The organism is Streptomyces sp. NPDC020996, assembly GCF_040641355.1.
In the GTDB taxonomy this organism is placed as follows: Bacteria; Actinomycetota; Actinomycetes; order Streptomycetales; family Streptomycetaceae; genus Streptomyces.
Genome location: NZ_JBFADM010000125.1, coordinates 1 through 8,103 on the forward strand (window position 1 = coordinate 1; position 8,103 = coordinate 8,103).

General features: G+C 71.2%; 9 protein-coding genes. All 9 read right to left on the reverse strand.

Annotation, left to right across the window (positions count from 1 at the left end):
- Positions 1–112 precede the first annotated feature (112 nt).
- The 9 genes from AB0G63_RS38625 to AB0G63_RS38665 all read right to left on the reverse strand — a co-directional run bounded on the left by AB0G63_RS38625 (position 113) and on the right by AB0G63_RS38665 (position 7,970).
- Positions 113–1,168, reverse strand: coding sequence for a lysophospholipid acyltransferase family protein (locus AB0G63_RS38625; RefSeq protein ID WP_360760445.1), 1,056 nt, complete (start codon positions 1,166–1,168; stop codon positions 113–115).
- 14 nt (positions 1,169–1,182) lie between these two features.
- On the reverse strand, positions 1,183–2,244 hold the full coding sequence (locus tag AB0G63_RS38630; protein WP_360760448.1) for an NAD-dependent epimerase/dehydratase family protein: 1,062 nt from the start codon (positions 2,242–2,244) through the stop codon (positions 1,183–1,185).
- Positions 2,245–2,457: 213 nt separating this feature from the next.
- Positions 2,458–2,556 (reverse strand): AURKAIP1/COX24 domain-containing protein, encoded by a 99-nt coding sequence (locus AB0G63_RS38635; RefSeq protein ID WP_003948845.1) that lies wholly within the window; start codon positions 2,554–2,556, stop codon positions 2,458–2,460.
- A gap of 154 nt (positions 2,557–2,710) precedes the next feature.
- The gene (locus AB0G63_RS38640) at positions 2,711–2,923 is read right to left on the reverse strand and encodes a helix-turn-helix domain-containing protein (RefSeq protein WP_004984898.1); all 213 of its coding nucleotides are present in this window, start codon (positions 2,921–2,923) and stop codon (positions 2,711–2,713) included.
- Positions 2,924–3,052: 129 nt separating this feature from the next.
- A complete protein-coding gene (locus AB0G63_RS38645; protein ID WP_360760452.1) occupies positions 3,053–3,868 on the reverse strand; it encodes a phosphatase in 816 nt (271 codons plus the stop codon).
- A 144-nt stretch (positions 3,869–4,012) separates the two neighbouring features.
- Entirely contained in the window at positions 4,013–5,185 is a 1,173-nt protein-coding gene (locus AB0G63_RS38650; RefSeq protein ID WP_360760455.1) for an acetoin utilization protein AcuC, read from the reverse strand.
- Entirely contained in the window at positions 5,136–6,377 is a 1,242-nt protein-coding gene (locus tag AB0G63_RS38655; RefSeq protein ID WP_360760457.1) for an MFS transporter, read from the reverse strand. The genes AB0G63_RS38650 and AB0G63_RS38655 overlap by 50 nt, the downstream gene beginning before the upstream one ends.
- 84 nt (positions 6,378–6,461) lie before the next feature.
- Complete coding sequence (locus AB0G63_RS38660; protein WP_360760459.1) at positions 6,462–7,256, reverse strand: VC0807 family protein; 795 nt, start codon at positions 7,254–7,256, stop codon at positions 6,462–6,464.
- 69 nt (positions 7,257–7,325) lie between these two features.
- Positions 7,326–7,970 carry an HAD family hydrolase gene (locus tag AB0G63_RS38665; protein WP_360760462.1) on the reverse strand — a complete coding sequence of 215 codons (645 nt, stop codon included), beginning with the start codon at positions 7,968–7,970 and terminating at the stop codon, positions 7,326–7,328.
- Positions 7,971–8,103: the final 133 nt, after the last annotated feature.

Sequence of the window (8,103 nt, forward strand, 5' to 3'; positions counted from 1 at the left end):
TGCCCCTCCTGGGAGGGGCACCCCCGCCGTCGTACGTCCGGGAACGGCCCTACGTCCGGGAACGGGCCTACGTACGTCCGGGAACGGGCCTACGTATGTCCGGGAACGGGCCCTAGAAGAACACCGACCGGCGCTGCACCAGCAGCTTGTACAGGGTGTGCTGGATCTGCTCCCGGACCTGGTCGGTCAGGTTGAACATCAGCATCGGATCCTCGGCCGCCTCCGGCGGATAGCCGTCCGTGGGGATCGGCTCGCCGAACTGGATGGTCCACTTCGTCGGCAGCGGGATCGCGCCCAGCGGGCCCAGCCACGGGAAGGTCGGCGTGAGCGGGAAGTACGGGAAGCCCAGCAGCCGCGCGAGGGTCTTCGCGTTGCCGATCATCGGGTAGATCTCCTCCGCGCCCACGACCGAGCAGGGGACGATCGGGGCGCCCGCGCGCAGCGCCGTGGACACGAAGCCGCCCCGGCCGAAACGCTGGAGCTTGTAACGGTCGCCGAAGGGCTTGCCGAGCCCCTTGAAGCCCTCCGGCATCACCCCGACCAGCTCGCCCTGGTCCAGCAGCCGTGCCGCGTCCTCCGCGCAGGCCAGGGTGTGGCCCAGCTTGCGCGCCAGCTCGTTCACCACCGGCAGCACGAAGACCAGGTCGGCGGCGAGCAGGCGCAGATGGCGGCCGGCGGGATGATTGTCGTGCACGGCGACCTGCATCATCAGGCCGTCCAGCGGCAGCGTGCCGGAGTGGTTGGCGACGATCAGCGCGCCGCCCTCGGCCGGGATGTTCTCGACGCCCTTCACCTCGACCCGGAAGTACTTCTCGTACACCGGCCGCAGCAGCGACATCAGGATCTGGTCGGTCAGCTCCTCGTCGTAGCCGAAGTCGTCGACCTCGTAGTCGCCCGTCAGGCGGCGGCGCAGGAAGGACAGGCCGCTCGCGATGCGGCGCTCCAGACCGCTCTCGTCCAGGAACTGCTCCGGCGGCTGCTCCGCACCGCTCACGGGGGCGTCCTCCGGCCCGGCCTCCCCGCCGGGCAGGGGCTGCACCTCGCGCACCGGCGCGGGCTGCTCCGTGGCCTTGCGCCGGCTCCCCGCGCCGCGGCGCCGCGACGGCCGCTGAACGGCGCTGCCGCGAGACCGGTCGTCGTCGAACGGAATGACCTTGGCGTCCGCCATCGTTGATGCGCTCCTCAGTTGGCGCTCTGCGTCGGGAGGGGGCCGCTGCCCGGCGCGGCCAGCGCGGCGACCCGGTCGACGGCCTTCGCGACGGCTTCCGGCGGCAGGAGGCCGGGGCCGCGGCTCTTGGCGAAGTCCGCGAACGTCTGTGCCGTCGTGTACTTCGGCCTGAAACCCAGCGTCTCACGCATCTGGTCCGTCGCCACGACCCGACCGTGCGTCAGCAGGCGGATCTGCTCCGGCGAGAAGTCCGTCATGCCCAGCGTACGCACCAGGGACCCAGTCCAGGTGACCGCGGGGAGCAGCAGGGGCACGGTGGGCCGTCCGAGCCTCCTGGAGCACTGGGAGAGCAGCAGGACGCCGTCACCGGCGATGTTGAAGGTGCCGCTGTTGAGGGTGCCCCGCTCCGGTTCGTGCGAGCCGATCCGCAGCACCTCGATCACATCGTCCTCGTGGACGAACTGCAGCCGCGGGTCGTAGCCGAACACGGTCGGCAGGACCGGCAGCGAGAAGTACGACGCGAGCGGCGTGTCCGCCGTCGGACCCAGGATGTTGGCGAACCGCAGCACGCACACCGCCACGTCGGGGCGGCGGCGCGCGAACCCGCGCACATAGCCCTCGACCTCGACGATGTCCTTGGCGAAGCCGCCGCTGGGCAGCGACTTCGGCGGCATGGTCTCGGTGAAGACGGCCGGGTCGCGGGGCGCGGACCCGTAGACGTTCGTGCTGGACTTCACCACCAGCCGCTTCACCGCGGGCGACTTCTGGCACGCGCCGAGCAGCTGCATCGTGCCGATGACGTTGGTCTCCTTCAGGGACGCGCGGCTGCCGCTGCCCAGCGGCGTGCCGGTCACGTCCAGGTGCACGACCGTGTCGGCGCCCGTCTCGGCGAGCACCCGCGCGACGGTGGGCTGCCGGATGTCGGTCTGGATGAACTCGGCGCCGCCCAGGTGGTGCTCGGGGGGCACCACGTCCACGCCGACGACCCTGTCCACGCGGGGGTCGCGCTGGATCCGTCGTACGAACCGGCCCCCCAGCGTGCGGGCCACCCCGGTCACGAGCACGACCTTGCCCACGATCAGCGCCTTCCTTCCAGCCCTCGTCCCCCGGCGGGTTCCCCCGTGCGGCCAACTTAGCGGGTTGTTGTTGCGCTGTGATGACCGCGCGATGCGTGACGCCACCGCGTCCACAGCCGGACGAACAGACCGGGCCATGTGAAACACGCGGGAATGCGCGTGGCCCCCCACCGGCTTCGGTGGGGGGCCACGATCACGCTCCTGCTGCGTCGCTCACTTCTTGTTGCGACGCTGGACGCGCGTGCGCTTGAGCAGCTTGCGGTGCTTCTTCTTGGCCATCCGCTTGCGCCGCTTCTTGATAACAGAGCCCACGACTACCCTCGCTCACTTCTCATCACTCGGTGTTTGGGCGCCATGGGCCCACACGACCTACGAGGGGCTAGCCTACCCGCCCGAGCGCTGAGGTCGTAATCGAGGTGTCGGGGGGACCCGGAAGTGCCCTGAGGATCCCCTCGGACCAGTGTCGTCAGGCGGTTTCCACCCCCACGTAGCTCTCGCGAAGGTACTCGTGAACCGCTTGCTCCGGGACACGGAACGAACGTCCCACCCGGATCGCGGGCAGATGACCGCTGTGCACCAGCCGGTACACGGTCATCTTCGACACTCGCATCACCGAGGCGACTTCCGCCACGGTAAGGAACTGAACCTCGTTCAGAGGCCTCTCGCCAGCTGCAGCCATGACACACCTGAACCTTCCGCACTCGACGGGCACCGGCTTCCCCTTCCGGTGACTCTTCGTCGCTGCGTGCTCACTCCCCAATGTAGGGGCGGGTGATGCGAGTGGGGAAGAGGTGCACCCATCGGCGGCCTACTGTGACAGACACGCTCGATTGAGTACGTAGCGGGTCAGCGGCCGGTAGTAACCGGACCGCACGCCGTCATCAAGTGGAACGACGACGGACACGGCCCCCTCTGCCTCCCCGACGAACAGCGCGGGGTCGTCGGTGTCCGCCGGCCCCATGGCCTCGAACCCCAGCTGACCTGCCCCGCAGACCCATCCGTGGTCTCCCACGACCAGCTCCGGCAGGGGGCCACCGGCCTCGGCCGCCGCCGCCAGCACGGTACGAACCGGCAACGGGGAATGCGTGTGCGCGCCGGTCGCACGACCGGGGCGGGACGCGTCGTGTTCTCGCACGAGCGCGACTCCTCGTACGTAGTCGACGTTGTACGAGCGTAGGCCGAACCGGGTCGTTATGTCGATACAGCGACCCTGCGCCGGTGTGAGGACGGTACATCCCGCCGCCGACATGGCGTCCGCGAGAGCGGCGTAGAAGCCGAGCAGCCGGTGCGGGTGTCCGGTGCCGAACAGCACCGGTGCGCCGCGCCGGGCGGCCGCCGCGAGCCGGTCCGCGAAGGCGTCCAGCGCGGCCAGGGTCCGGTCCGGGTCGATCACGTCCTGGCCCGAGACGTGCCGCGGATCGGCCGAGACCCCGCACCTGTCCGCCATCAGCTCGATCACGTCCCGCTCCCGCCACGCCCCTTCGGGATCGATCCCGATCAGCACGCGCGGGTCGCGGGCGGCGAACAGCCGGTAACTGCGCAGGCTCGTCTCGCGCGAGGTGGCCACCGTCCCGGCGAGACGGGCGGCCAGGAGATGGTCGCGCAGGGCTCTGGCAGTCAGCACGTCAGCGATGGTGACGCAGCACAGTGCGAGCGGCGACCCGAACGGCCCGACACCGCACGGTCGGCGTAACGACGTGACGGCGTGAGGTGGTGGCGGCGAAACGGGGTGGCGGTGCAAGGGGGTGGCGGTGCAAGGGGGGTGCGGCTACGGCAGCAGCCCCCGCAGCGGGAACACCGCCCGCCGCGTCGCCAGCACCGCCTGGTCGAGCCGGTCCGCCGGGTCGTACCCCATCTCCCACTCGCCCCACGACACCGGCCAGCGCCCGTCCGTCATCCGCAGCGGCGCCGACTGCCGGGTGCGCGCGTACACCTCCTGCCGCCACGCCTCCGGGATCATGGCCTCCGGCTCCACCGGACGCCCGGCCGCGATCCCCACCAGATGCGTCCACGACCGCGGCACGACCTCGACCACCGCGTATCCGCCCCCGCCCAGCGCGACCCAGCGCCCGTCGGCGTAGGCGTGCGCCAGCTCGTGGCAGGCCACCTGGACGGCCCGCTGCGCGTCCAGCGACACGGCCAGGTGCGCCAGCGGGTCCTCGAAGTGCGTGTCGGTGCCGTGCTGCGTCACCAGAACCTGCGGCCGGAAGTCGGCGATCAGCTCCGGCACCACGGCGTGGAACGCGCGCAGCCAGCCCGCGTCTCCGGTCCCGGCCGGCAGCGCGAGGTTCACGGCCGACCCCTCCGCGGTGCTCGCGCCGGTCTCCTCCGGCCACCCGGTCTGCGGGAACAGGGTCCGCGGATGCTCGTGCAGCGAGATCGTCAGGACCCGCGGATCCTCCCAGAACGCCGCCTGCACCCCGTCGCCGTGATGCACGTCCACGTCGACATAGGCGACCCGCTCGGCCCCCAGCTCCAGCAGCCGCGCGACGGCCAGCGAGGCGTCGTTGTAGATGCAGAACCCCGAGGCGCCCCCGGGCATCGCGTGGTGCAGCCCGCCGGTGAAGTTCACGGCGTGCAGCGCGTCGCCGTTCCACACGGCCTCCGCGGCGCCCACCGACTGCCCCGCGATCAGCGCCGACACCTCGTGCATCCCGGCGAACGCCGGATCGTCCTCCGTGCCGAGCCCGTACGACCCGTCGGCCCCCTCGGGACGCGCCGAGGCCGCCTTCACGGCCTCGATGTAGTCCTCCCGGTGGACGAGCCGCAGCGTCGACTCCCCGGCCGGCTTGGCCGTGACGACCTCCACCTCCCGGTGCAGCCCGAGGGCTTCGACGAGGCTCCAGGTCAGGGCCAGCCGGACCGGATCCATCGGGTGGTCCGGACCGAAGTCATACCCCGTTACTGCCTCGTCCCACATCAGCTGTGCGCGGCCGCTCATACCGGCCACCGTATCGGTCCTCGCGGGGTGCGAACGAGCGGGCGTGGACCAGCGTCAGCAGCACCAGCACCATCGGCACCAGCATCGCCCCGCGGTAGCTCCACGCGTCGCCCAGCCCTCCCACCAGAGGCGAGCCGACGAGGAAGCCCACGTAGTTGAAGATGTTGAGCCGCGCGACGGCCGCGTCCGAAACACCCGGGAACAGCCGTCCGGCCGCCGCGAAGGTCTGCGGCACCAGCACGCACAGCCCCAGGCCCACCAGCGTGAACCCGAGCATCCCGGCCCACGCCCCCGGCGCGACGGCCACCACGGCGAACCCGAGCGCCGCCACCAGCGCGCCCAGCCGCACCACGGCCACGGCCCCGAACCGCCGCACCCCGAAGTCGCCGAGGGACCGCCCCAGCAGGGTCGTGACCATGTAGACGTTGTACGGCACGGTCGCCAGCTGCTCGGAGCTCCCCAGCACGTCCTGAAGGTACTTCGCGCTCCAGTTGGAGACCGTCGAGTCCCCGATGTACGCGAAGCTCATCACCAGGCACAGCGGCAACAGCAGCTTGAAGACGAGCGTTTGGCGCTGCTCCTGGCCCTGCTGTTCGCCCTCGCCCTCTCCCGCCTCCGGTACGGACGCGGCGGCGTCCCCGTCGACGTACCAGCGGCTGCCGGCCAGCGCGGCCGGCAGCAGCACCGCAACGACCGGCAGGTACGACACCCACAGCGCGAGGTGCCAGTGCGCCCCGGCCCAGGCCAGCGAGGCCCCCACGATCCCGCCCAGGCTGTAGGCGGCGTGGAAGCTGAGCATGATGCTGCGCCGGTAGGCCCGCTGCAGGCTCACCCCGAGCATGTTCATCGAGGCGTCCAGCGCGCCCACGGCGAGCCCGAACACGGCGAGCGCGACAGCCAGTTCGGCCATCCGCCCGCCCGCCCCGACGCCGACCAGGGCGAGCAGCACCACCGGCTGGGACCAGCGCAGCAGCACGCTCGGCCGGACCCGCTTCACCAACTGCTCGGTCGTCACGCTGCCGACACCGGCCAGGACGGGCACGGCGGCCAGGAAGGCCGGCAGCAGCGCGTCGGAGACGCCGTACCGGTCCTGGATGGCCGGAATCCGGGTCACCAGCAGAGCAAAGGCGGCGCCCTGCGCGAAGAAGCCGAACGCCAGCGAGGCCCTGCCGCGCCGCAGCACATCTGTCATGGCCGCGAGCGTAGGGCCCCGGAGTACCGGTGGGTAGATCGAGCCAAAGATGAATTTCCCTCATCTTCGCCCGGCGTGCCGGACTCAGGCGGCGAAGGCGGCCTCGGGCACCGCCCGCCTGGCCTTCGGCTCGGCGCTCTCCAGCCCGGCGTGCTCCAGCCCGGCGCGCTCCAGCTCCGCGGCGAGGAGGCACTCCATCGGCCGGGCGGCCAGGCGACCGCTGACCACGAAGGTGACCGCCATGACCCCTGCCATGATCACCGACCCCAGCCACACCATGGTGTCCACGGGGACGGTGTACGCCCCGACGACCCGCGCGACGCACTCACCGAGCAGCGCCACACCCCACACCAGGGAGAACAGCCGCTCCTTGCGCCGGAAGACGGCCGACCCCGCGGCCGCACCCGACGCCAGCCGCTGCCAGGCGGCCTCTCGCACCGCGTCCCCCTTCACCACGAACGGCTTCACGGCGGCCGTCATCATCGGCCGGCCGAGCGCCACGGACACCAGGATCCCGATCCCGATCACGCTGCTGACCCCGCTGTCCTTGGCGAGCATCAGCCGCGGGTCGCCGGAGACGAAGCCGAGCACCAGCGAGACGACGTTCACCACGAGGATCAGCGCGGCGAGCGAGTTGGTCCTGCCCTCCCTGACCGCGCTCCATCCGGTCCGCACGGCCGGCACCAGGCTGCTCCAGGCGAGAGCCGCGAACGTGCTCGCCCCGAACGCGTCCTTGAGCAGGTAGTACGACCCGATCGGCACCGCCACGTCCACCAGCAGCGGCCTGAAGGCGTCCGCCCGGCTCGCCTTGCCCGCCTCGTTGCCCGCCGCCTTGCTCGCCTTGCTTGTGCGGCCCGTGTCACTCGTCTTCGTCGTCATGCCCTCAGCTTCGCGGCTGCGGGGGGTTCACCAGTAGAAACGATCGTCCGGACCTCGGCATGACAAATGTCAGACGAGGAGGTCCGGCAACTCCCCCATGTCGGAGAACAGTTTCCCGGCGCCCACGAGCTTCTCCGCCGGCGTCATGGCGGTGAATCCGAGGACGTCCATCCCCGCCGCCACGGCCGCCCGCACGCCCAGCGGGCTGTCCTCGACGACCACGCACCGCTCCGACGCCACGCCCATGCGCTCGGCCGCGTACAGGAACAGGTCCGGCGCCGGCTTGCCCCGCCCCACGTCCTGCGAGCTGAAGATCCGCGCCTCCTCGAACCACCGGTCCAGCCCGGTCGTCCGGTGGCCCACCCGGATCCGCTCATGGCTCCCGGACGACGCCACGCAGAACGGCACCCCGTCCGCCGACAGCCGCTCCAGCACTCCCGCGACGCCCGCCACGGGCTTCAGCTCGCGCTCGAACGCGGCGAACACCCGCGCATGGAAGACATCGTCGAAGTCGTCCGGCAGCCGCCGCCCGGTCCGCTCCAGCACGAGCTCATGGATCCGGTGCATCGCGGACCCCATGTAGTCCCGGATCGACTCCTCGTACGACGTCGGGTGGCCGACTTCGGTGAGATGGGCGGCGAGGAGCCGGTTGGATATGGGCTCGCTGTCGACGAGGACGCCGTCGTTGTCGAATATCACCAGGTCATAGCGCATGCTGCCGACCCTAGACCCTGCCCTCCCCGGCTCGGGGAGCCGGAACGCAGAAAACCCCGTACCGGAACCGGTACGGGGTTTTCTTGAAGAATTGTTCGGCGGCGTCCTACTCTCCCACAGGGTCCCCCCTGCA